Consider the following 21,818-nt stretch of genomic DNA (forward strand, 5'->3'; position numbering starts at 1 on the left):
AATTCGCCACCCTCGGCGCCGACGGCTTCGGCTTCTCCGACACCCGCGCAGCAGCCCGCCGCTACTTCAAAAACGACACCCACTCCATCGTGGTCAAAGCGCTGCAGATGCTCGCGGCACGTGGAGAAGTCGAGGAGGGTGCGCCGTCGTACGCCATGGACCGGTACAAGCTCCTGGACGTCAACGCCGGCACCACCGGCGGAGCGGGCGGAGACGCCTGAGTCCAGCTGTGGGCGGCAGTCGGGGCAGTTTCCGGGGGAGCTGCCCCGGCTGCCGCGACGTTGGCTAGGGTGCAGCTATGGAGAACATCGAGGAATCCGGAGGGCCGGGCCTGCGGGTGACCGGGGTGTTGCTTGCCGCGGGGGCGGGCACACGCCTGGGGCGCGGCCCAAAGGCCTTGTTGCTGTACCAGGGACGGCCGCTGGTGGAGGTGCTCGCCGGCAAACTGTTTGAAGGAGGCTGCCGGGAGGTGGTGGTTGTTACCGGCGCAGGAGCAGCCGACGTGCAGGCTGCTGCCTCCCTGGCTTGCTGCCGCGTAGTGGTCAATCCGGAATGGCAGTCCGGCATGGGCAGCTCGTTCGTGCTTGGCAATAACACCGCGGATCCTGAAGACCACCTGCTCATCGCCCTCGTGGACCAGCCCGGGCTGACCCCGGAGACCGTCCGACGACTGTTGGCCGCCCACCGTTCGGGGCGGATCACGGCTGCAGCCTACCGCCGTGCGGCGTCCGACGGTGGCCGGCCCCGCGGCCTGCCGGACGCCCGCAGCCCGGATGGAAATGCCCGACACGACGGCATCAGCGGGCAGGCATGGGAACTCCACCGCGGGCATCCACTGCTCATCGACGGTTCGCTGCGGGCTGCGGTAGCCGCAACGGTGAGCGGTGACGCTGGCGCGCGCAACTTTCTCCGCGCCCATCCGGAACTCGTGGATGAGGTGGATTGCAGTGACCAGTCCACGGGCGAGGATATCGACACCCCGGACCAGCTTCGCCTGCTCCGGTAGACCCTGAGGGTAGTCAGGAGTGGGCGCTCAGGAACCGCTGCAGGGCATCCTCCCACGGGCATCCGCGGTGGCGGACAATGTCCGCGGCACCCGGAACGCGTCCTTGGGGCCACTTTGTCGGTTCCCAGTCTTGGTGTTCGCTTTGGTAGTGGCGGCCGGTGGGTGAGGTCCAGCCCGGTGGGTCGGTTTGGGTAGCTGGGGTGGGTTTCCAGCCGGTGGTGTGCCGGAGTCGATGATGTTTGGGGCACGGCTGTCCCAGGTTGCTGATTCCAGTGGTGCCACCATTGGCCCAGGCAAGGATGTGGTCGGCCTCGGTGTCCAGGGAGGGATTGCTGCACCCGGGGAACGGGCATTTACCGTCCCGCAGCCGGAGCCAGTTCCGCATCGCTTTGCCTACCCGGTAGCTCTTCCTGCCGATCTCCAACGGTGCCCCGTCCCGAGGATCCACAAGCACCCGGTAGAACGAGCCCGCCCCCTCCGCGACCAGCCGCCGGGCCATCGAGGCCGGGATCGGCCCATGACCATCCAACACCGCCGCCTCATCCGTCAACCCCAGCAGCGAAAACACCGGCACCGTCACCAACACCTGCGCCCGGACCGAGGAAGACAAGCCAGCGCCAGGGACGATCCGGGACAGGGCATCAGGCCCTTCCCCGCCACCGTCCCCGGGGGCGCCGGCACTGCCGCTGGCGTGGTCCCCGGCACCGCTACCGCCGGCACCGCCCCCTCTGGTGCTGCCAGGGACGAGTCCGGTGGCGAGTCCGGTGGTAAGGATCGCATCGGCGAAAGTATCAGCCCGCAGCTGAGTCAAGGTCCTGTCCTCGCCCGGGACCTGGAGCCCACGGGCGACGGCGGTGAGCCGGTTCCAGGCCGCTGCCCCCTGGTCCGCGGGCAGGTAAGCGGCGAGCCAGGCCATCCCGTCCTGGTCCGGCCGGTACTCCACCCGCCGGTCCATGGTTCCCTTGGCGTGGCGTTTCTCGATGCTCTCGGCATGGTGGCGTTCCCGCCAAACCCTGGCTTTGGCCCGGAACCGGTGCGCCGGCAACTCCCCCACCGGGCACCCCCGGGCCGCATCCGGTGCCTCAGGGTCCAGGAAATGTGCCTCCAACCCCGCCGCCCCGGCAGCATCCAGACCCGCCGTTTCATCGGCCATCACCGTGGCGTGCTGCCACGAGATCACCCCGGCCTGCAACGCCGACAAGGTCCGCGGCAACGAGGCGCTCAGCGCGTGCGAGGTGGCCAGGAACGAAGACGCCGCCCGCGGACCCAGCGCCAGCACACACCCGATCTCCGCCGCGACCGCCATCTCCTGCCCCACCACCGGCAGCCCCGGCCCCGCCACAGCACCGGCAGCATCCGCATACGCCACCGCAGCCCGGGCCTTCAGACCGGCGACCCTGGCCTCCACCTCACGCGCACCGGCCAGGACATCCAGGCAGCCATCCGCCAACCCGGCCAACGGATCAGCAGCACAGAACAACTCCACACCACACCCGTCCACCTCCGCAACAAGCACGGCAAGGGCAGCGCGAATATCCTCGAACGCCCCCACCACCGCCGCTTTCCCCATAAACCCATCATGACAACGGGGTACGACATTTAAGGCAAGCAGCACAACCGGGCGCTCAACCACCGGGGGCGAGCAATTCCTCCAGTCCGCTCTTGAAGCCCGAGCGGCCGCCGTGGGCGGGATGCCGGATTTTGGGCACCTCCAGGCCGCTGCGTTGCAGGCTGTGCTGGGCCACGTTGCCCACCGCCACGATGGAGCTGATCCCGAACAATCCGGCCAGTTCCTGCCAGAAAGGCGTCCCGAGTTTGGTCTCGGACGGTTTGGGCGTGCGGTTGGACCACGGCTTTCCCGGCTGGTGCGGGTGCCAGGGGAAGGCACTCCACAGCAGCGGGAGAAAATTCACTTCTTCCAGGACCTGCCAGAGCACCGTTGCCGTTGGCTCGGCAGCTACCCCAACAGCTTCGGGCGGCAGCACGTACCCTTTGCCCGGGCCGAAGAGCCCAAAGCTGTTAGCCGGGCCTTCCAGGATGGTCCGGTTGGTAAACGGCACGCCGGTAATCCGCATGCCCCTGAAACCCGGCGCCTCCCCTACCAACAGCACGCCGGGCTGCCGGTCCCGCATTTCCTGCAGGTAGAGCTCCAGGTTCCGGCGGCGCAACGCATTCTCCGGCACGGCATCGGAGAAGAAGTTGGTGCAGGCCGGTCCGGTTTCCACGGATGCCAGCCGCTCCACAAACTCCTTGATGCCGCTCCCGGAACGCACGCCGGTACCTGCGGACAGGTGTTACCAGCGGGGGTGGATGGCCTCGCGGAAGTAGTGGTCGTAGATCCAGCGGACGCCGTCGTCGAACTCCTTGCCGACGCTTACCCCGGCCGCGGCGGCATTGCCCCGGGCCTGCTCCACGTTGCGCGCGCCGGGGATGACGGAGCTGACGCCGTCCTGCGCCGCAATCCAGGCGATGGCGGCCTGCGCCGTGGTGGCCCCTGAGGGCACCAGTTGCTCGAACTCGGCCACCGCCTTCAGGCCCAACTCAAAGTCGACACCGGAGAAGGTCTCCCCCACGTCAAACGCTTCGCCGTGGCGGTTGTAGTTCCGGTGGTCGTTCTCCGCGAAAGTAGTGTCCTTCGAGTACTTTCCGGACAGCAGCCCGGACGCGAGCGGCACCCGGGCAATGATGCCCACGCCGGCAGCCTTGGCCGCGGGGAGGACTTCATCCAGCGGCTTGAGCCGGAAGGCGTTCAGGATGATCTGGACCGATGCGGTTCCTTCGTGGCGGATGGCTTCCAGGGCCTCGTCCGTTCGTTCCACGCTGACACCGTAGTTGCGGATGGCGCCTTCGGCGACCAGCGTGTCCAGGGCGTCATACACCTCGTTGTTGCTGTAGACAGCAGTGGGCGGGCAGTGCAGCTGGACCAGGTCAAGGGTTTCGGTGCCCAGGTTCTTCCGTGAGCGGTCCACCCACTGGCGGAAGTTGGCCAGTGAATAGTTTTCCGGCCGCTGCTCCACCCGGCGGCCCATCTTGGTGGCAACGGTGACGCCGTGCCCCGGGTTGTCCGCGAGGAACTTACCGATGGCCTGCTCGCTTTTTCCGTCGCCATAGACATCGGCCGTGTCAAAGAAGGTGACGCCGGCCTCCACGGAGGCGGCGAGGATGGCTTGGGCCTGTGCCGGGTCCACGGTGCCCCAGTCCGCGCCGAGCTGCCAGGTGCCCAGCCCCACGATGGAGACGTTCCGTCCGGTCTTGCCTAAAATCCGCTGTTCCATCCCCTGACTATATGGGTTTGGCGTAAAGCTGGGTGAATCCTCCGAAGGAATTTACCTCCCCGCGTCCGGCAGGCCTGCGCCCGGGCCCGCATCCACGGCTGCCTCGCCAGCCATGCCACAGGCACCAGCTGGATCAGCGCACCGCACCCGCCTCAGCCGGGACGAGGCCTGCTTCCTTCAGCCCCAGGTAGATCCGGTCCCGGGCGATGGGAAGCTGTGCGAAGCGGACTCCGGTGGCGTTCCTGATGGCGTTGGCGAGCGCCGGGGCTACGGGGTTGAACGGACTCTCGCTCATCGATTTCGCGCCCAGCGGCCCCAGCGTGTCATTGGTGGCCGCGAAGTACACCTCGCTGCGCGGCACGTCCGCGAAGGTCGGAATGTGGTACTGACGGAGGATGTCCGTGGTGACCTTGCCGTCGTCGTTCACCACCACTTCCTCGTAGAGCGTGGCACCAATGGCCTGGGCGATCCCGCCTTCGATCTGTCCACGGCACTGGCGCGGGTTGACCACCACGCCGGCGTCCGCCGCCTGGACGCTCTGCAGGATCTTCAGCTCGCCGGTGCCGCGGTTCACCGCCACCCGGAACCCGTGCACATTGAAGGCGACGGAGCGCGGCGTGCCGCCCCAGCGGCCCTCCGCAGCGAGGTCGACGCCGGCTTCCGTGGCGGCCTGCGCCAGCTCAGAAAGTGCCACGCGGGATCCGTCGACCACCACGGCGTCGCCGTCCAGGACGCACGCGGAAGCCTGCGTTTGGCGGATACCGGCCGCGAACGCCCGGATCCGGAGGGCCAGCTCTTCGGCTGCTTCAAGGGTGGCTTTACCGGCCACCACGGTCCCGGCCGAACCGAACGCGCCAGTATCGTGCTCCACCAGGTCCGTGTCCGATTGCCGCACCGCCACCCGGGACGCCTGAGTGGACAACGCCGTGGCGGCAAGCTGGGCGTGCACCGTGGTGGTGCCGTTGCCGAACTCGGCGGTCCCGACGTCGGCCTGGTACGTTCCGTCCGGCAGGAGCCGGAGCCGGGCATGGGCAAAGTGGCCGCGCGGCGGCACGGTGTCGATCATGGAGAGGGCCGCGCCTTCGCCCACCATCCAGTCCGGCCCGAGGTCCTCAAGGCCTGCCTGCCGGTAGCGTTCGCTGCCCCGGTCCAGCGCATCCCGGACCAGGTCGAGGCACTGGTCCAACCCGTAACTTCCGTAGTGGACGTCCTCCTCCGGCTGGGGCTGGGTGGACAGCATGTGGTCCCCTTCGCGGACCATGTTCCGGCGGCGGAACTCCAGCGGATCCATCCCGATCCCGGCGGCCAGCTCGTCCATCGCGGACTCGATCGCAAAAATCATCTGGCTCAGGCCGTAGCCGCGGAACGCGCCGGCCGGGACGGTGTTGGTGTAGACCGACTGCGCGTCCACTTTCTTGTTGGCGCACTTGTAGACCGCCAAGGATTCACCGCAGCCGTGGAACATGACGCCCGGGCCGTGGTTGCCGTAGGCGCCGGTGTTGGTCACCACGTCCAGTTGCAGGGCGGTCAGCCGGCCGTCCCTGGCGGCACCGGCTTTCAGCTTGATGGTGAACGGGTGCCGGGTTGTGGTGGCGGTGAACTGCTCGGTGCGGGTCAGTTCCAGCTGGACCGGCCGCTTCAGTTTCAGGGCCGCGAGCGCCACGAGGTCCTCGGTGAGGACTTCCTGTTTGCCGCCGAATCCGCCGCCCACGCGTCCTGCCACCACGTGCACGCGGTCCTCTTCGAGCCCGAACACCCGGCACAGCGTGCGGCGGACCAGGAACGGGACCTGACTGGACGTGCGCACCTGCAGCCGCCCGTCGTCGTCTACGGTGGCGATGGCCGCGTGGGTTTCCAGGGCTACGTGCTGGACGCGCTGGGTCTGATAGGTCTGTTCGTGGATGAAGTCGGCGGCGGCGAAGCCGTCGGCGACGCTGCCCAGTTCGGAGTGCAGTTCAGCCACCACGTTCCGTTCCGGGCAGGAGATGCGCGCTTTCAGGGCATCCTTCTCTCCGTGGACCAGAGGGGCGCCAGGCAGCAGCGCTTCCTGCGGCGAGAACACGGCGGGAAGTTCCGCATATTCCACCTGCAGCGCGCGGACGCCGGCTTCCGCTGCGGCTACCGATTCAGCCACGACGGCGGCCACCCGCTGGCCGATGAACCGCACCACGTCATCGAGCACCCGGGTATCGTCCGGGTCATCGGTGAAGAGTTCGTGCTGGGCCGTGGAAAACAGTTGCTCCGGGGCGTCTTCGGACGTGAGGACCGCCACCACGCCCGGAACCCGGAGGGCAGCGTCCTTGGCGATGGACAGCACCCGGGCGTGCGCATGCGGCGAACGGAGGATCTTCAGGTGCAGCAGTCCTTGCTGCTGCTCCGACGGGACATCCAGGGTGTAGCGCGCGGCCCCGGTGACCACGGCGCGGCTGGCCGGGGCCGGGACGTCGTCGCCCAGACGGCCCGATTCAGGATCCGGCTGTCCCTCCCCTGCGATGCCCGAGCCCGGGCCTGAGGGATCCGGGTGGCCTGCGTCTCCGCAGACGGCATCGGCGATGGCGCGGTAGCCGGTGCACCGGCAGAGGTTGCCTTTAAGGTTGCGGGGCAGGTTGTCCTTTTGGGCGTCGTCGAACGTGGCAGCCGTCATCACCATGCCTGCCGTGCAGAACCCGCATTGGAAACCCTGCCGCTCCAGGAACTGCTGCTGCACCGGATGCAGGCCGCCTTCGGCAGTGCCGGCCAGACCCTCGATGGTGGTCACCGCACGGCCCTCGGCGCGGACCGCAGGGTAGATGCAGCTGTGGACCGGGGTGCCGTCCACATGCACGGTGCAGGCTCCGCAGTCGCCTCCGTCGCAGCCTTTCTTGACACCCAGGTTGCCTTGCTCGCGCAGGAACGTGCGCAGGCACTGGCCGGGGCGTGGCGCAGCCACGGAGGCCGTGCCGTTGATCTCGATGGCCATGCTCAGGCCCCTTTCGAAAGTGTGGTGGACCCGGGAGCGGAGTCGCTCCGGGGCGGCCAGAAATCACCGGACACGCGCAGCCCGGGCGTCCCCGCCGGCACGGTAAGCTCGCCACGGATTTCCTCGGCCAGCCGGTACGTCATGTCACGGCGCCAGGCCGGCAGCCCGTGGATGTCGTCATGGTAGAGCCCGGAAGGAACGGCGTCGTCTAGGGCAGCTGCCAGCCGGTCGGCATCGGGCAAGCCGTCGAAGCGCAGCTGCACCGGGCGCTTGGTGGCGGCGGTGACGGTCAGGACCAGGGAGGCGCCGGCGTCGAGCCGTCCGACCAGGAGCACCCCGGACCGGCCCAGGTTGCTCAGCGACAGGCGGCGGAACGCCACCCGGGAGGAAAGGGCCGACGCCGGGACGTGGACGCTGCGGAGCAGCTCGCCCGGTGCCAGGCAGTTGGTGGCGTCGCCGGTCACGAAGTCCGCCACGGGGACGGTGCGGCTGCCGCCGCCAGGGGTGAGGATGGTGGCCACGCCGTCCAGCCCGGCGCAGAGCGAGATGACAGGCCCGGCGGGCAGGGACGTGCAAAGGTTGCCGCCCACGGTGGACATGTTCCACACCTTGAACGAGGCCACGAAGGAATCGCAGCAGGCCCGGACCAGGTCCAGCCCGGCCCAGTCACGGCCGTCCACGCCGGCCGTGACAGGCAGGTTGTACAGCTCGGCGATGGTGCAGGTGGCGGCAAGGTCGATGCCGTGGTCGGTGACGGTGATGGGGGTCCAGCCTGCTGCGCCGAGGTCCAGCAGCCGTTTGAGGGGTTCGGGTCCAAAGGCGTAGCTGCCGTAGGAGAAGAGGACCGTTCCGCCGGCCAGCCAGGCGTCGCCGTCGCGCCATTCTGCGGGGTCGGTGGTGCGGACCACCGCCTCGATGGTGTTCATGTCCATGCGATCTCCTGCGGGGTAAGGTCTGTGGGCGCCGTTGCCGGCGCGCGGTGGTGGATAGTGCCGGTGGTGTCGCGCAGCGGCGCGCAGGTGGCGGCGCGGCTGCGTGCGGCGATGAGCTCCGCGGTGACGGACACCGCCACCTCGGCGGGGGTGGTGGCGCCGAGGTCCAGGCCGATGGGTGAGTGCAGCATGGCAATCCGTTCCGGCAGGACTCCGGCGCTGAGGAGCTCCTCGACACGTTGGAGGTGGCTGCGGCGCGACCCCATGGCGCCCACATAGGCGAGGTCCAGGGCCAGCGCGGCCTCCAGCAGCGGAAGGTCGAACTTGGGGTCATGGGTCAAGACGGCCGCCACGGTGCGGCTGTCCAGGCGCCCCGCGGCAGCTTCCGCCGCCAGGTACCGGTGCGGCCAGTCCGTCACCACTTGGTCTGCGGCGGCGAAGCGCGGCTGGCCGGCAAAAGCAGGCCGGGCGTCCACCAGGGTCACGTGGTAGCCGAGCAGCTTGGCGGCCGGCACCAGGGCCGCACCGAAGTCGTTGGCACCGAACACCAGCATCCGTGGCGGGGCGAGCCGGGACTCCACCAGGATGGAGGGTTCCCCGGGATGCAGGCTGCCGCCGTCGCGGTCCGGCAGGCATTCCCCCGCCTGGACCAGTGGGACCAGACCGGCGGCGCCGCCGCGCAGGAGGGATTCCACCCGCCGCGCGGACTCCCCGCGCAGCAGTGGGTCCAGTTCCGGGGACGCCGGTCCGTGGTGTTGTGCCGGGTCCAGGAGTACGACGGCGGCGCCGCCTCGTGCGCCCAGGAGCCGTACCAGCGCCACGGGAGCGTCGTGGCCGAGGCCGGCGAGTTGCCGCACGGCCACCCTCAGCGGGTGCTCCGGTTCACCGGGAACAGCCGCAGGCACCGGTTGGATGTGGATCTCCAACCGTCCCCCGCAGGTGAGCCCGGCGGCGAAGGCGTCGGCGGAACTGAAGCCGAAGACCTGGTGGCGCGGGCCGCCGTCGTCCATTGCCTCCTGGGCGAGCGCCACCACGGCGCCCTCCACGCAACCGCCGGAGAGGCTGCCCAGCACCTCACCGGATTCCGTGACGAGCATGGAGGTTCCCACCGGGCGGGGCACCGAACCGGAGGCAGCCACGATGGTGGCCACGGCGAATTGCCGGTCCGCGAGGCGGGGCAGCCAGGGGGCGAGTGAAGGGATCAGGTCAAGCATGGCGGCACTCCTTCTTCCGCGCGGCGGTGGTGTCCATTGTCTGTCTTGTCAGGGGCCGGGCCAAGGGTTGGCCCGGCCCCTGGTCTGATTGGGGCAACGATCAGCCGCCCAGGAGGAGGTTGATCGGGCCGCGGGCGAAGTACACCAGGAACCCGGCGCTCACCACCCACATCAGCGGGTGGATCTTTTTCGCCTTGCCTGACGCCGCCCCGATGACCGCCCAACTCACGAAGCCGACGCCGATGCCGTTGGCGATCGAGTAGCTCAGCGGCATGGTGACGATGGTGAGGAAGGCCGGCAGCGCCACGGTGAACTTGGTGAACTTGATCTCGCGGATCTGCGCCATCATCATGGCGCCCACCACCACGAGCGCGGCGGCGGCGACCTCGAGCGGCACCACGCTGGTGAGCGGGGTGAGGAACATCGAGCCGAGGAACAGCAGGCCGGTGACCACCGAGGCCAGGCCGGTCCGCGCGCCCTCACCGATACCCGCCGCGGAGTCGATGTACACCGTGTTGGACGAACCTGAGGTTGCCCCGCCCGCCACGGCGCCGAAGCCTTCAACGATGAAGGCGGATTTCAGCCGCGGGAACGTGCCGTCCTTGTGTGCGACGCCTGCGCTCTTGGCCAGGCCGGTCATGGTCCCCATGGCGTCAAAGAAGTTGGTGAACACCAGCGTGAACACCAGCATGGTGGCAGCAAGTCCGCCGATCCGGCTGAACGAACCAAAGAGGTCGAAGTGGCCCACCAGGCCCAGGTCGGGTGCGGAGACCAGCTGGCCGGACAGGACAGGGGTGTTCAGGTGCCAGCCGCCGGGGTTGGTGGTGCCGGCAGGGCCCAGTTTCATGATGGCTTCGACGACGGCGGCCAGCACGGTGGTGCCGACGATGCCGATGAGCAGGCCGCCCTGTACCTTGCGCGCCACGAGGATGCCCATGGCCAGGAGTCCGACGACGAACACCAGCGTTGGCACGGAGGTGATGGAGCCGCCGTCGCCCAGTTGCACGGGCGGGCCGCCGGTGGTGGGCCGGACGAAGCCGGAGTCAACGAAGCCGATGAAGGCGATGAACAGGCCGATGCCCACGGTGATGGCGGCCTTGAATTCCTTGGGGACAGCCCTGAAGATGGCGGTCCGGGCTCCGGTGACGCCGAACAGGACGATCAGGATGCCGTTGATGACCACCAGTCCCATGGCTTCGGGCCAGGTGACTTCGTGGATCACCGAGACGGCCAGGAAGGAGTTGATGCCCAGCCCGGCGGCGAGCCCGAACGGCAGGTTGGCGATGAGGCCGAACAGGATGGTCATGACGCCGGCGGTGAGGCCGGTGACGGCACCCACCTGGGATGCGGACAACCAGCCCCCGGCGACGTCGGTGGGAGCGTTGTCAGCGCTGAACCCGCCGAGGATGAGGGGGTTCAGGATGACGATGTACGCCATGGTGAAGAAGGTGACCAGGCCGCCACGGAATTCGCGGGCAACGGTTGAGCCGCGCCGGGTGATCTGGAAGAAGCGGTCCAGGAAGGAGCCCGACGACGTCGGCCCGGGTACGGATGGGGCCTGCGCCGGGGTGCGCGGCGACCGCCGCGAGGTGCTGGTGGTTGGAGCCGGATGCTCCTCGTGGGAATGGTCCAGGATGGTCATCTCAGCCGCCCGGTCTAGTAGTCGATCCTGGATTCGAGCGTGTTCCAGGTATTGAACGGCTCCAGCGGTGCGGGGGCCTGGGGATCGCCCAGTTCCAGCTTGGATACCGGCATCAGGGAGTCCCTGTCCTGGTTTTCGAAGTATTCGTAAAAAACGGCGTCGTCGAAGCCCACCGAGGCGGCGTCATGCCGGTCGGCGGCGTAGACCACGCGGTCAACACGGGCCCAGAGGGCGGAGGCCAGGCACATGGGGCATGGCTCGCAGCTGGTGTAGAGGGTGGCGCCGCTGAGGTCAAAAGTGCCGAGTTCGCGGCAGGCGGTGCGGATGGCGGTGACTTCGGCGTGGGCCGTGGGATCGTTGTCCGCGGTGACGCGGTTGACGCCGTCGAACGTTGTGCCGTCCGCGGTGACGATCATGGCGCCGAAGGGGCCGCCGCTGTTCAGGACGTTGGCTGTTGCCAGCCGGATGGATCTGGCCAGGAACTGCTCGGCCGTGACGGTGGTACTCATGATGCGACTTCCTTTTGCCGGGAAGCCTGTTGCCGTGCAAGGACCAGTAGAACCAGGTGCGACGGTTACCAGGCTTCAGCATGTGCTGTGAAGGTTAAGTTGCGCCTGGTAGATAGCTTCCCGGGTTCGGGTGCCCGCCTTTGGCAGAATCGAGATTAGCACCGGTTTGTGGCCCGCGCCATAGTTTTCTGGAAATTTAATTTCGCTATGTGAAATCCATGTTTCGGCTTGTTAACCCTTGCCCAGTCACATCCCGCCGGTGTTGACGCCCCGCGCCCGGGCTGGCTAGTCTCATCGAATCCGCGGCCCCGCCGCGGCTACCTGGATCAGCAGACAGGGCCTCACTGAGCTGGAACAACTGCCACCGCTCAGGACAGGAACATCCCATGCACCAGCCCCTTGCCGCACCCGCACCCCGGCTCTGGATCCGGAATCCGCAGGCCGCCTTCACCGCCAACAACCTGGACGCCTCCGGCGGGGTGGTCATCAGCGGCGGCGTCATCACCGAAGTCCTGGCGGCCGGACAGAAGCCGTCCGAGCCGTGTGCCGGGACGTTCGACGCCGGCAGCCACGTGTTGCTGCCGGGACTGGTCAACACGCACCACCACTTCTACCAGACCCTCACCCGCGCCTGGGGTCCGGTGGCCAACGCCCCGCTGTTCCCGTGGCTGCAGAACCTTTATCCGGTCTGGGCCAGGCTCACGCCCAAGGATGTGGAGCTCGCCGCAACCGCCGCCCTCGCTGAGCTGCTGCTCAGCGGCTGCACCACCGCCGCCGACCACCACTACCTCTTTCCCGCCGGGCTGGAGGATGCCATCGACATCGAGGTGGCGGCCGTGCGCCGGCTGGGCATGCGGGCAACACTCACCCGCGGCTCCATGACGCTGGGCACGGACGACGGCGGCCTGCCGCCGCAGTCAACGGTCCAGGCACCGGAGGTGGTGCTGGCGGACAGCGAACGGCTGATCGGCGCGTACCACGAGCGCGGGGAGGACGCGGTCATCCAGATCGCCCTGGCGCCGTGCTCGCCATTCTCCGTCACGAAGGACATCATGGCCGAGAGTGCCGCACTCGCCGAACGGCTGGACGTCCGGCTGCACACCCACCTGGCCGAAACCCTTGACGAGGAAGACTTCTGCCGGGAGATGTTCGGGCTGCGGACCGTTGACTACCTGGAGAGCGTCGGCTGGCTGACGGACCGCACCTGGCTGGGGCACGGGATCCACTTCAGCGACGCGGAGATCGGCCGCCTCGGTTCGGCGGGCACCGCCGTCGCCCACTGCCCCACCTCCAACATGCGGCTCGCATCGGGCACGGCCCGGGTCCTGGAACTTGAGGACGCGGGCGTTCCGGTGGGGCTGGGAGTGGACGGCTCGGCGTCGAACGATGCTTCCAACATGATCCTGGAGGCCCGGCAGGCGCTGTACCTCCAGCGCCTCCGCTATGGCGCGGATGTCCCGGTGGAGCGGGCACTCGGCTGGGCCACCCGCGGTTCGGCCGCAGTGCTGGGACGGCCCGGGCTGGGCCAGCTGGCTCCGGGAATGCAGGCCGACCTTGCCTTGTTCAAGCTCGATGACCTGCGCTTCTCCGGCAGCCACGACCCCGTCGCCGCCCTGTTGTTGTGCGCCGCCGACCGCGCCGACCGCGTGATGGTGGGCGGCCAGTGGCGCGTCGTGGATGGACAAATTCCCGGCCTGGACCTCGCCGGGCTCATCGCGGAGCATTCAGCAGCGGCCAAGCGCCTGGTAAACGGGGTCCTGTGAACGGCTGACACGGATCCGGGCCGCTGCTACCGTGGCGGCATGACTCCGTCAAAGACGCCGCCCGAGGTCCTGGACATCGAAGGTGTTGAGGTCAGGATCTCGAGCCCGGACAAGGTGGTTTTCCCGGATCCGGGGCTGACCAAGCTCGACCTGGTGCGGTATTACCTGGCCGTGGCGGACGGGGCGCTGCGCGGCGCGGGAGGCCGGCCCATGGTGCTCAAGCGGTTCCCCAAGGGCATCAACGCCGAGCCCTTCTTCCAGAAGCGCGTGCCGGAGAACCATCCGCCCTTCATCGACACCACCACGCTGCATTACGCGTCCGGAACGTCGGCGGAGGAAGCAGTCATCCGTGATGCTGCGGGCCTGGCCTGGGTCATCAACCTTGGTTGCCTGGACCTGAATCCGCATCCTGTGCGGGCCGAAGACCTGGAGCACCCGGACGAACTGCGGGTGGACCTCGATCCGATGCCCGGCGTGGACTGGTCGCAGATAGTGGACGTCGCGTATGTGGCCCGGGAGGTCCTGGATGACACGGGGCTGGTGGGCTGGCCGAAGACGAGCGGATCACGGGGGCTGCATATCCTGGTGCGGATCGCCCCGCAGTGGTCGTACCGCGATGTCCGGCTCGCCGCCGAAACCCTTGCACGGGAGGTGGAAAACCGCGCGCCCGGCCTCGCCACGGCACGGTGGTGGAAGGAGGAGCGCGGCGAGAGCGTGTTCGTGGACTTCAACCAGAACGCGAAGGACCGCACCGTGGCCTCCGCCTACTCCGTCAGGCCCCTGCCGGACGCCCGGGTGTCTGCGCCGCTCACGTGGGAGGAGGTCCGCACCGCCCGGCCGGAGCAATTCACGGTTCAGACGGTACCGCAGCGATTCGCGGACATCGGGGACCCGCACGCCGGAATCGATGACGCGGTGGGCGCACTCGACAGGCTCCTTGCCTTGGCCGAAAAGCTGGGCCCGGCAGAGAAGGCGCCCCGCAGCGGCAATGGAACCGGCCGCCGGCAGTCGCTCATGCCGCTTATCGAGGTTGCCCGGACCAAGACCAAGCCCGAGGCGCTCAAGGCGTTGGAGGAATGGAAGTCCGGGCACGCCGTCGTCGTGAAATCCCTGCAACCGGCGGACATTCTGGTGGATGGGATGCGGGGGTCCAGCTCGCTCTGGTACCGGGTGCGGGTCAACCTGCAGCACGTCCCGGACGCGGACCGGCCGGCCCAGGAAAAACTCGTCGCGGACTACGATCCCTGGGCCGGAAAGGAATGGCCCGGCCGCCCCGGAGCTTAGCGCTGCCGGCCGAAGCCCGGCAGGGCAGAGATCCAGCGCGAGAAGCGGCTTGGTTCGTGGATGCGGTCCTCCGGAACATAGAAGTCCGGATCGGTGCCGCCGCCGAGGGGGAGGTAGAACTCCGGGACCGCGTGGCCCGCCGTGTTCGCGGGTGCAACTGCCTGTGACTCCTGCTGGTACATCTGATCCTCCTCGATTCTTTATTTCGTATTACGGAAAGTAATTTTTGCTATACGAAAAGACTAGAGTGGTCTCCGACGCTGAGTCAATGGTCCCCGCGGCTTTGCTTCGGGCTCGCCGGTCACAAACTGGATTTTGAGGTTGTGATGTACACCACCGGCCTGCGGGGGTACGCTGGTAGGCAACTCGTGGCGCACGTCACGTAACCTGGGAGCAGCAGGCAGGGTCGTAATGAGCTGGCATCAATGGATGCCGGCTCTTTTTTGTTGGGTCGGCTCCACCGGAAACGCGCCTGAAACGCGCGCTTAATTTCAGTGATGGAACCTTGGTTCCACTTACCGGAGATTGGGAAAAGACCATGAGCAGCAAGATCATTCTCGGCGAAAACCAGTACGGCAAGGCCGAAGTCCGCGTCGTCAAGATCACCAGGGACACCAACCGCCACGAGATCGAAGACCTGAACGTCACATCGCAGCTGCGGGGCGATTTCGCCGCGGCCCACCTTGAAGGCGACAACGCCCACGTGGTGGCCACGGACACCCAGAAGAACACCATCTACGCCTTCGCCCGGGACGGCATTGGTTCGCCGGAGGCGTTCCTGCTGCGCCTCGGCGAGCACTTCACCTCCAGCTTCGACTGGGTCACCGGCGGCCGCTGGGAAGCGGAATCGTACGCCTGGAACCGCATCCAGGCGCACGGCAGCGAACATGACCACTCATTCGTCCGCAACGGCCAGGAAGTCCGCACCGCGGTCCTGGTCCGCGACGGCGCCGCCAGCCACCTGATCTCCGGGCTGAAGGACCTGACGGTCCTGAAGTCCACGGAGTCCGGCTTCGTCGGCTACCCCCGCGACCGCTACACGACGCTTCCGGAGACCACCGACCGCATCCTCGCCACGGACGTTTCGGCCCGCTGGCGCTTCAAGGCCGGAACCGACTTCAACAGCCTGGACTTCAACAAGAGCTACGACGACGTCAAGGGCCTCCTGCTCGAAGGCTTCACGGAGAAGTACTCCCACGCACTGCAGCAGACCCTGTTCGACATGGGCGCCAAGGTCCTGGAGGCGCACAGCGAAATCGACGAGATCAAGTTCTCCATGCCCAACAAGCACCACTTCCTGGTGGACCTCTCGCCGTTTGGCCTGGACAACCCCAACGAAGTTTTCTTCGCCGCCGACCGGCCCTACGGCCTGATCGAGGCCACCGTCCAGCGTGATGACGCAACCGCCGCACCCGCGGCGTGGTCGGGCATCGCCGGCTTCTGCTAAGAAGCCACGCTCATGGTTTCGACAGGCTCAACCACCTGTGGTTGAGCCTGTCGAAACCAAACCCGGCACCACTCCCACATCTTCACAACACTTGTTAGCCAGACACCAGTTAGCCAGACGATGACGTCTGCCATGAACCAAGAAAGTCTGCCATGAACACCAAGAAGAAACCGGCCGCCGCCGGAAATGGCGCCCGGCAGGGCCGCCCCGAGGACCAGCGACTCCCGATCGGAAGCATGTTTGCCTACGGTTTCCAGCACGTCCTGACCATGTACGGCGGCATCATCGCCCCTCCCCTCATTATTGGCGCCGCCGCGGGTATGAACTCCCAGGACATCGGCCTGCTCATCGCGGCTTGCCTCTTCGTCGGTGGCCTCGCCACCATCCTGCAGACGGTCGGCATTCCGTTCTTCGGCTCGCAGTTGCCGCTGGTGCAGGGCGTGTCCTTCGCCGGCGTCTCCACCATGGTGGCCATCGTGCATGGCGGCGGCGGGATCCAAGCCGTTTTTGGGTCCGTCATCGCGGCCTCCCTGATTGGCCTGCTGATCACCCCGCTGTTCTCTAAGATCATCCGTTTCTTCCCGCCCGTGGTGACCGGAACCGTGATCACCACCATCGGCCTGACGCTGATGCCGGTGGCTGCCAACTGGGCCATGGGCGGCAACAACAAGGCTCCGAACTACGGCAGCGTGGCCAACATCGGCCTGGCCGCCGGCACCATGGGGATCGTCCTGCTCCTGAGCAAAGTGGGCAGCGCGGCCATCTCCCGGCTCTCCATCCTCCTTGCCATGGTCCTGGGGACCCTCATCGCCCTGGTTTTCGGGATGGCCGACTTCTCGAAAGTGGGCCAGGGCGAGATCGTCGCCTTTCCCACCCCTTTCGCCTTCGGGCCGCCCACGTTTGAGGTCGCAGCCATCATCTCCATGCTGATCGTCATCCTGGTGACCCTGACGGAGACGTCCGCGGACATCATCGCGGTGGGCGAGATCGTGGGCACCAAGGTGGACTCCAAGAGGATCGGGAACGGCCTGCGCGCGGACATGCTGTCCAGCGCCGTTTCACCCCTCTTCAACTCCTTCACCCAGAGCGCCTTCGCCCAAAACGTCGGCCTGGTGGCCATCACCGGCGTCAAGAGCAGGTTTGTGGTGAGCGCCGGCGGCGTGATCCTGGTGGTCCTCGGGCTGCTGCCCATCCTGGGCCGGGTGGTTGCAGCGGTGCCGACGCCCGTCCTGGGCGGGGCCGGCGTCGTGCTCTTCGGGACGGTCGCGGCCAGCGGCATCCGGACCCTGTCCAAGGTGGACTACAAGAACAACATGAACCTGATCGTGGTAGCCGCATCCATCGGCTTCGGGATGATCCCCATCGCCGCGCCCACGTTCTACGACCAGTTCCCGTCTTGGTTCGGCACCATCTTCCACTCCGGCATCAGCTCGGCAGCCGTCATGGCCATCCTGCTGAACCTGCTGTTCAACCACTTCCGGGCCGGAAATTCGGACAACCAGTCCGTCTTCGTCGCGGGCACCGAACGGCTGGTCAAGGCGGAGGACCTGCGCTGCCTGGCGGACGGCGACAGGTTCGAGAACGGCAAGCTCATTGACAGCGACGGCAAGGAAGTCCGGATCGAATCAGCCGACAAGGCATCGGAGCATTAGCAAGGACACAGCGAACGACGCCGGCCCGCACCTTCCAGCGAAGGTGCGGGCCGGCGTCGTCAGCAGTTCCGCAGTATCAGGTGCGGTTGAGCTCGCGGGAAATGGCCTCCGCGGCCTCGCGGAGGACTGGGACGGCCTTGTCGGCGAAGTTCTCGTCCACCCGGGACACCGGGCCGGACACCGAGATAGCGGTGGGCGTGGGGGCATTGGGCACCGCCATCGCAAAGCAGCGGACACCGAGCTCCTGCTCCTCCTCGTCGATGGAGTAGCCCCGTTCGCGGATGAGCTTGAGGTCGGCCAGGAGTTCTTCGACGTCGCCAATGCTCTTGGCGGTGGGGGTGGGCATTCCGGCCCGGGCCACGATGCCGCGGACGGTGTCGTCGTCGAGCTGGGCCAGGATGGCCTTGCCGACGCCGGTGGCGTGGGTGTGGGCGCGCCGGCCCACCTCCGTGAACATGCGCATGGAGTGCAGCGAAGGGACCTGGGCCACGTAGATCACCATGTCCGAATCAAGCACGGCCATGTTGGAGGTCTCCCCGAGGCGGTCCACCAGTGTTTTGAGCTGGGGGCGGGCCAGGGCGCCCAGCTGCTTGTTGGCGCCCTCGCCCAACCGGATCAGCCGGGGGCCCAAGGCATAGCGCCGGTTAGGCAGCTGGCGGATGTAGCCGAGCGATACCAGCGTGCGGAGCAGGCGGTGGATGGTGGGAAGCGGCAAATCGGTCGACGATGACAGTTCACTGAGCGTGACGTCGCCACCGGCATCCGTGATGAGCTCCAGCAGCTCGAAGACGCGCTCCACCGACTGCACTCCGCCGGAGGCTTTTTCTGCCATTCCGTTGTCTCCTATGGCTCGGAATCCGACAACTCTTATCCGCATCGTGAAAAGAGTTGCTTAGACCACCCAACATACAGCACGGCAGGACGCGCGGCGATGTCCCTCGGCAGTCACATCGCGAAGGGGTTGTGTTTCCATAAAGTAGATAATAATATCCATAATACGAAAATATTCGGATCAGAGCAGAAGCCGGACAAGGCCTACCAGGAGGACATTCAATGGCGAACCCCAGCCCCGGAAATTCGATCACCCTGCGCGTGGAAGCACCGTCGAGCTTCAGCGCCACCAGCGAACTCGCCGCAGCCGTCGGAGCGGCCGGCGCCGCAATCACCGCACTGGACGTCACCGAGTCCCACCACGAAACCCTCGTCGTCGACGTCACCTGCAACACCACCGACGACGCCCACGCAGCACGGGTCAAGGACGCCCTTAACGCCCTCGACGGCGTTACCGTCCAGCACGTCTCGGACCGCACGTTCCTGATGCACCTCGGCGGCAAGCTCGAAGTGGTCCCCAAGGTCCCGCTGCGAAACCGCGACGACCTGTCGCGCGCCTACACCCCCGGCGTCGCCCGCGTCTGCCTGGCCATCGCCGAAGACCCCGCCGCCGCCCGCAACCTGACCGTCAAACGGAACACCGTCGCCGTCGTCACCGATGGCTCCGCCGTGCTGGGCCTGGGCAACATCGGCCCCGCAGCCGCCCTGCCGGTCATGGAAGGCAAGGCCGCCCTTTTCAAGCAGTTCGCCAACGTGGACGCGTGGCCGGTCTGCCTTGATACCCAGGACACCGAGGAGATCATCCGCACCGTCAAGCTCCTGGCCCCCGTATTCGGCGGCGTGAACCTCGAGGACATCGCAGCTCCCCGCTGCTTCGAGATCGAGGCCCGCCTGCGCGAAGAACTCGATATTCCGGTATTCCACGACGACCAGCACGGCACCGCCATCGTGACCCTCGCGGCGCTGGTCAATGCGCTCCGCGTGGTGGACAAGAAGATCGAGGACGTGAAGATCGTGGTCTCCGGCGTCGGCGCCGCCGGCTCGGCCATCATCCAGCTGCTCAAGGCCCAGGGCGCCCGCCACATTGTGGCGGCGGGACGCTCGGGCGCCATCCACCAGGGCGAGGCCTACAATGATCCGCACCGCACCTGGATCGCTGAAAACACCAACCGGGAGGGTTTCTCCGGCAGCCTGCACCAGGCCCTGGCGGGGGCGGACGTCTTCATCGGCGTCTCCGCCCCGAACATCCTGGAGGAGGAGCACGTGGCCTCCATGGCAAAGGACTCCATCGTTTTCGCGATGGCCAACCCCACCCCCGAGGTGGACCCGGCCATCGCGTCCCGGCACGCCGCCGTCGTGGCCACCGGCCGCAGCGACTTCCCCAACCAGATCAACAACGTCCTCGCCTTCCCGGGCCTCTTCCGCGGGCTCCTGGACGTCGGAGCGAGCGACATCACCCCGGACATGCTGGTGGCCGCCGCGGAGGCAATCGCCAACCGGGTGAATGATAATGAGCTCAATGCCAGCTACATCATCCCGAGCATCTTCGACCCGCACGTGACCGCCAACGTCGCCGCAGCCGTCGCCGCCGCGGCTCACGCCTCAAACGTGGCAACGGCTGCCGTTCCCGATTCAGCCAAGGAGCCGGTGGCAGCACTGGCCTCCGCCTGACCGCCCGACTTCCCCACAAGGAAAGGACCAGAAATGGCCATCACCGTCACAGATCCCCGGCCGATCAACCGCGCTGAGGAGATCCTCACCCCCAAGGCACTTGCCTTCGTGGAGGAGCTCCACAACCGGTTCGCCGGCACCCGCAACGAGCTCATGGCGGCCCGCGCCGTCAAGCGGCAGCGGGTGGCAGAGACCGGCAAGCTGGACTTCCTGCCGGAGACGCAGGACGTGCGCGACGGCGACTGGAAAGTTGCGCCCGCACCCGCAGCCCTGCAGGACCGCCGGGTTGAGATGACCGGGCCCGCGTCACCGGCGAAGATGGCCATCAATGCCCTGAACTCCGGAGCCAAGGTGTGGCTGGCGGACCTCGAGGACGCCAGCACCCCCATCTGGGCCAACGTCATCGACGCCATCCTGAACCTTCGGGACGCCGCCCAGGGCACCCTGAGCTACACCTCGGAGGAAGGCAAGGAGTACCGGCTCCGCACCGACGCGCCGCTGGCCGTCGTGGTGGCCCGGCCCCGCGGCTGGCACATGCAGGAGAAGCATCTGCTGCTCAACGGCGAACCCGCAGTGGGTGCCCTCGTGGACTTCGGGCTGCACTTCTTCCACATTGCCAAGCAGCTGGTGCTCAACGGCCAGGGCCCCTACTACTACCTGCCCAAGATGGAGAGCCACCTTGAGGCCAGGCTGTGGAACGACGTGTTCGTGTTCGCCCAGGACTACCTGGGCCTGCACCAGGGCACCATCCGGGCAACGGTCCTGATCGAGACCATCCCCGCAGCCTTCGAGATGGACGAAATCCTCTACGAACTGCGGGACCACGCCTCGGGCCTGAACGCAGGCCGCTGGGACTACCTGTTCAGCATCATCAAGTACTTCCGTGATGCCGGCGAGGAATTCGTCCTCCCGGACCGCGCCTCCGTGGCGATGACCGCCCCGTTCATGCGCGCCTACACCGAGCTGCTGGTCAAGACCTGCCACCGGCGCGGCGCGTTCGCGATGGGCGGCATGGCTGCGGTCATCCCCAACCGCCGCCACCCGGAAGTGACCGAAGCCGCGTTCGAGAAGGTGCGGGCGGACAAGACCCGCGAGGCCAACGACGGCTTCGACGGCTCATGGGTTGCGCACCCGGACCTGGTCTCCACCTGCCGGGAGGTCTTCGACTCCGTGCTGGGGGACAAGCCGAACCAGGTGGACAAGCAGCGTCCGGAAGTGTCGGTCACGGCGGAGCAGCTGCTCGATGTCTCCTCCGCCGACGGCCAGGTCACCGAGGCCGGGCTGCGCCTGAACCTGTATGTGGCCGTGGCTTACACGGCGGTGTGGCTGTCCGGGAACGGCGCGGTGGCCATCCACAACCTGATGGAGGACGCCGCCACCGCGGAGATCTCCCGTTCGCAGGTGTGGCAGCAGATCAGGAACAAGTCCATCCTGGCGGACACCGGCAACACGGTGACCAAGGAGCTGGTGGAACGGATCCTCGGCGAGGAAACCGAGCGGCTCAGGACCGAATTCGGTGACGAAGCCTTCCGCCGCTACTACCAGCCTGCCAGCGACCTGATCGCGGACATCTGCCTCTCCGACGGCTACACGGACTTCCTCACCACCCCCGCCTACGAACTGGTGGGCTGAG

The 21,818-nt window shown here is 67.3% G+C and carries 18 protein-coding genes; 8 read left to right on the forward strand and 10 right to left on the reverse strand.

Annotation, left to right across the window (positions count from 1 at the left end; genetic code table 11):
• Together ACFVVC_RS21520 and nboR are read left to right on the forward strand one after the other, a co-directional pair.
• On the forward strand, positions 1-221 hold a 221-nt coding region (locus tag ACFVVC_RS21520; protein WP_387458185.1), incomplete at its 5' end, for a hypothetical protein.
• Positions 222-298: 77 nt separating this feature from the next.
• Positions 299-1,006, forward strand: coding sequence for a nicotine blue oxidoreductase (nboR, locus tag ACFVVC_RS21525; protein WP_387458188.1), 708 nt, complete (start codon positions 299-301; stop codon positions 1,004-1,006).
• Positions 1,007-1,019: 13 nt separating this feature from the next.
• Here the strand turns inward: nboR and ACFVVC_RS21530 are convergent, their stop codons facing one another.
• From ACFVVC_RS21530 to ACFVVC_RS21565, 8 genes are all read right to left on the reverse strand, one after another.
• Positions 1,020-2,576, reverse strand: a complete 1,557-nt coding sequence (locus ACFVVC_RS21530; RefSeq protein ID WP_387458191.1) for a DUF222 domain-containing protein — start codon at positions 2,574-2,576, stop codon at positions 1,020-1,022.
• A 55-nt stretch (positions 2,577-2,631) separates the two neighbouring features.
• Entirely contained in the window at positions 2,632-3,279 is a 648-nt protein-coding gene (locus ACFVVC_RS21535; RefSeq protein ID WP_387458193.1) for a uracil-DNA glycosylase, read from the reverse strand.
• A gap of 21 nt (positions 3,280-3,300) precedes the next feature.
• A complete protein-coding gene (locus tag ACFVVC_RS21540) occupies positions 3,301-4,281 on the reverse strand; it encodes an aldo/keto reductase (RefSeq protein WP_387458196.1) in 981 nt (326 codons plus the stop codon).
• 133 nt (positions 4,282-4,414) lie between these two features.
• Entirely contained in the window at positions 4,415-7,240 is a 2,826-nt protein-coding gene (locus tag ACFVVC_RS21545) for a molybdopterin-dependent oxidoreductase (RefSeq protein WP_387458199.1), read from the reverse strand.
• Between the two features lie 2 nt (positions 7,241-7,242).
• Entirely contained in the window at positions 7,243-8,172 is a 930-nt protein-coding gene (locus tag ACFVVC_RS21550) for an FAD binding domain-containing protein (RefSeq protein WP_387458202.1), read from the reverse strand.
• A complete protein-coding gene (locus ACFVVC_RS21555) occupies positions 8,163-9,386 on the reverse strand; it encodes an XdhC family protein (protein ID WP_387458205.1) in 1,224 nt (407 codons plus the stop codon). The genes ACFVVC_RS21550 and ACFVVC_RS21555 overlap by 10 nt, the downstream gene beginning before the upstream one ends.
• A gap of 100 nt (positions 9,387-9,486) precedes the next feature.
• Positions 9,487-11,028, reverse strand: coding sequence for an NCS2 family permease (locus ACFVVC_RS21560; RefSeq protein ID WP_387458208.1), 1,542 nt, complete (start codon positions 11,026-11,028; stop codon positions 9,487-9,489).
• A gap of 14 nt (positions 11,029-11,042) precedes the next feature.
• Entirely contained in the window at positions 11,043-11,537 is a 495-nt protein-coding gene (locus ACFVVC_RS21565; protein ID WP_221383463.1) for a nucleoside deaminase, read from the reverse strand.
• A 386-nt stretch (positions 11,538-11,923) separates the two neighbouring features.
• Here ACFVVC_RS21565 and ACFVVC_RS21570 point away from each other — a divergent pair, with 386 nt between their 5' ends.
• Together ACFVVC_RS21570 and ligD are read left to right on the forward strand one after the other, a co-directional pair.
• On the forward strand, positions 11,924-13,300 hold the full coding sequence (locus ACFVVC_RS21570; RefSeq protein WP_387458212.1) for an 8-oxoguanine deaminase: 1,377 nt from the start codon (positions 11,924-11,926) through the stop codon (positions 13,298-13,300).
• 39 nt (positions 13,301-13,339) lie between these two features.
• Positions 13,340-14,584 (forward strand): non-homologous end-joining DNA ligase, encoded by a 1,245-nt coding sequence (gene ligD / locus ACFVVC_RS21575; protein ID WP_387458215.1) that lies wholly within the window; start codon positions 13,340-13,342, stop codon positions 14,582-14,584.
• Here the strand turns inward: ligD and ACFVVC_RS21580 are convergent.
• Positions 14,581-14,766, reverse strand: a complete 186-nt coding sequence (locus ACFVVC_RS21580; protein ID WP_387458218.1) for a hypothetical protein — start codon at positions 14,764-14,766, stop codon at positions 14,581-14,583. The two genes, ligD and ACFVVC_RS21580, sit on opposite strands and share 4 nt — an antisense overlap.
• A gap of 356 nt (positions 14,767-15,122) precedes the next feature.
• Here ACFVVC_RS21580 and pucL point away from each other — a divergent pair, with 356 nt between their 5' ends.
• Complete coding sequence (pucL, locus tag ACFVVC_RS21585) at positions 15,123-16,031, forward strand: factor-independent urate hydroxylase (protein ID WP_387458221.1); 909 nt, start codon at positions 15,123-15,125, stop codon at positions 16,029-16,031.
• Positions 16,032-16,183: 152 nt separating this feature from the next.
• Positions 16,184-17,683, forward strand: a complete 1,500-nt coding sequence (locus ACFVVC_RS21590; RefSeq protein ID WP_387458224.1) for a nucleobase:cation symporter-2 family protein — start codon at positions 16,184-16,186, stop codon at positions 17,681-17,683.
• Positions 17,684-17,759: 76 nt separating this feature from the next.
• On the opposite strand, the gene ACFVVC_RS21595 is transcribed toward ACFVVC_RS21590, so the two are convergent.
• On the reverse strand, positions 17,760-18,515 hold the full coding sequence (locus ACFVVC_RS21595) for an IclR family transcriptional regulator (protein ID WP_018761057.1): 756 nt from the start codon (positions 18,513-18,515) through the stop codon (positions 17,760-17,762).
• Positions 18,516-18,736: 221 nt separating this feature from the next.
• On the opposite strand from ACFVVC_RS21595, the gene ACFVVC_RS21600 reads away from it, so the two are divergent.
• Together ACFVVC_RS21600 and aceB are read left to right on the forward strand one after the other, a co-directional pair.
• Positions 18,737-20,185 carry an NAD-dependent malic enzyme gene (locus ACFVVC_RS21600; protein WP_387458228.1) on the forward strand — a complete coding sequence of 483 codons (1,449 nt, stop codon included), beginning with the start codon at positions 18,737-18,739 and terminating at the stop codon, positions 20,183-20,185.
• Between the two features lie 33 nt (positions 20,186-20,218).
• Positions 20,219-21,817 (forward strand): malate synthase A, encoded by a 1,599-nt coding sequence (aceB, locus tag ACFVVC_RS21605; protein ID WP_387458231.1) that lies wholly within the window; start codon positions 20,219-20,221, stop codon positions 21,815-21,817.
• Position 21,818 lies beyond the last annotated feature (1 nt).

Origin of the sequence: Pseudarthrobacter sp. NPDC058196 (genome assembly GCF_042882685.1) — a bacterium.
Taxonomy (GTDB): Bacteria; Actinomycetota; Actinomycetes; order Actinomycetales; family Micrococcaceae; genus Arthrobacter.

Coding starts and splice junctions, on each gene's coding strand:
- nboR (WP_387458188.1), top strand. CDS start 299: ATGGAGAACATCGAGGAATCCGGAGGGCCGGGCCTGCGGGTGACCGGG.
- ACFVVC_RS21530 (WP_387458191.1), bottom strand. CDS start 2,576: ATGGGGAAAGCGGCGGTGGTGGGGGCGTTCGAGGATATTCGCGCTGCC.
- ACFVVC_RS21540 (WP_387458196.1), bottom strand. CDS start 4,281: ATGGAACAGCGGATTTTAGGCAAGACCGGACGGAACGTCTCCATCGTG.
- ACFVVC_RS21545 (WP_387458199.1), bottom strand. CDS start 7,240: ATGGCCATCGAGATCAACGGCACGGCCTCCGTGGCTGCGCCACGCCCC.
- ACFVVC_RS21550 (WP_387458202.1), bottom strand. CDS start 8,172: ATGGACATGAACACCATCGAGGCGGTGGTCCGCACCACCGACCCCGCA.
- ACFVVC_RS21555 (WP_387458205.1), bottom strand. CDS start 9,386: ATGCTTGACCTGATCCCTTCACTCGCCCCCTGGCTGCCCCGCCTCGCG.
- ACFVVC_RS21560 (WP_387458208.1), bottom strand. CDS start 11,028: ATGACCATCCTGGACCATTCCCACGAGGAGCATCCGGCTCCAACCACC.
- ACFVVC_RS21565 (WP_221383463.1), bottom strand. CDS start 11,537: ATGAGTACCACCGTCACGGCCGAGCAGTTCCTGGCCAGATCCATCCGG.
- ACFVVC_RS21570 (WP_387458212.1), top strand. CDS start 11,924: ATGCACCAGCCCCTTGCCGCACCCGCACCCCGGCTCTGGATCCGGAAT.
- ligD (WP_387458215.1), top strand. CDS start 13,340: ATGACTCCGTCAAAGACGCCGCCCGAGGTCCTGGACATCGAAGGTGTT.
- ACFVVC_RS21580 (WP_387458218.1), bottom strand. CDS start 14,766: ATGTACCAGCAGGAGTCACAGGCAGTTGCACCCGCGAACACGGCGGGC.
- pucL (WP_387458221.1), top strand. CDS start 15,123: ATGAGCAGCAAGATCATTCTCGGCGAAAACCAGTACGGCAAGGCCGAA.
- ACFVVC_RS21590 (WP_387458224.1), top strand. CDS start 16,184: ATGAACACCAAGAAGAAACCGGCCGCCGCCGGAAATGGCGCCCGGCAG.
- ACFVVC_RS21595 (WP_018761057.1), bottom strand. CDS start 18,515: ATGGCAGAAAAAGCCTCCGGCGGAGTGCAGTCGGTGGAGCGCGTCTTC.
- ACFVVC_RS21600 (WP_387458228.1), top strand. CDS start 18,737: ATGGCGAACCCCAGCCCCGGAAATTCGATCACCCTGCGCGTGGAAGCA.
- aceB (WP_387458231.1), top strand. CDS start 20,219: ATGGCCATCACCGTCACAGATCCCCGGCCGATCAACCGCGCTGAGGAG.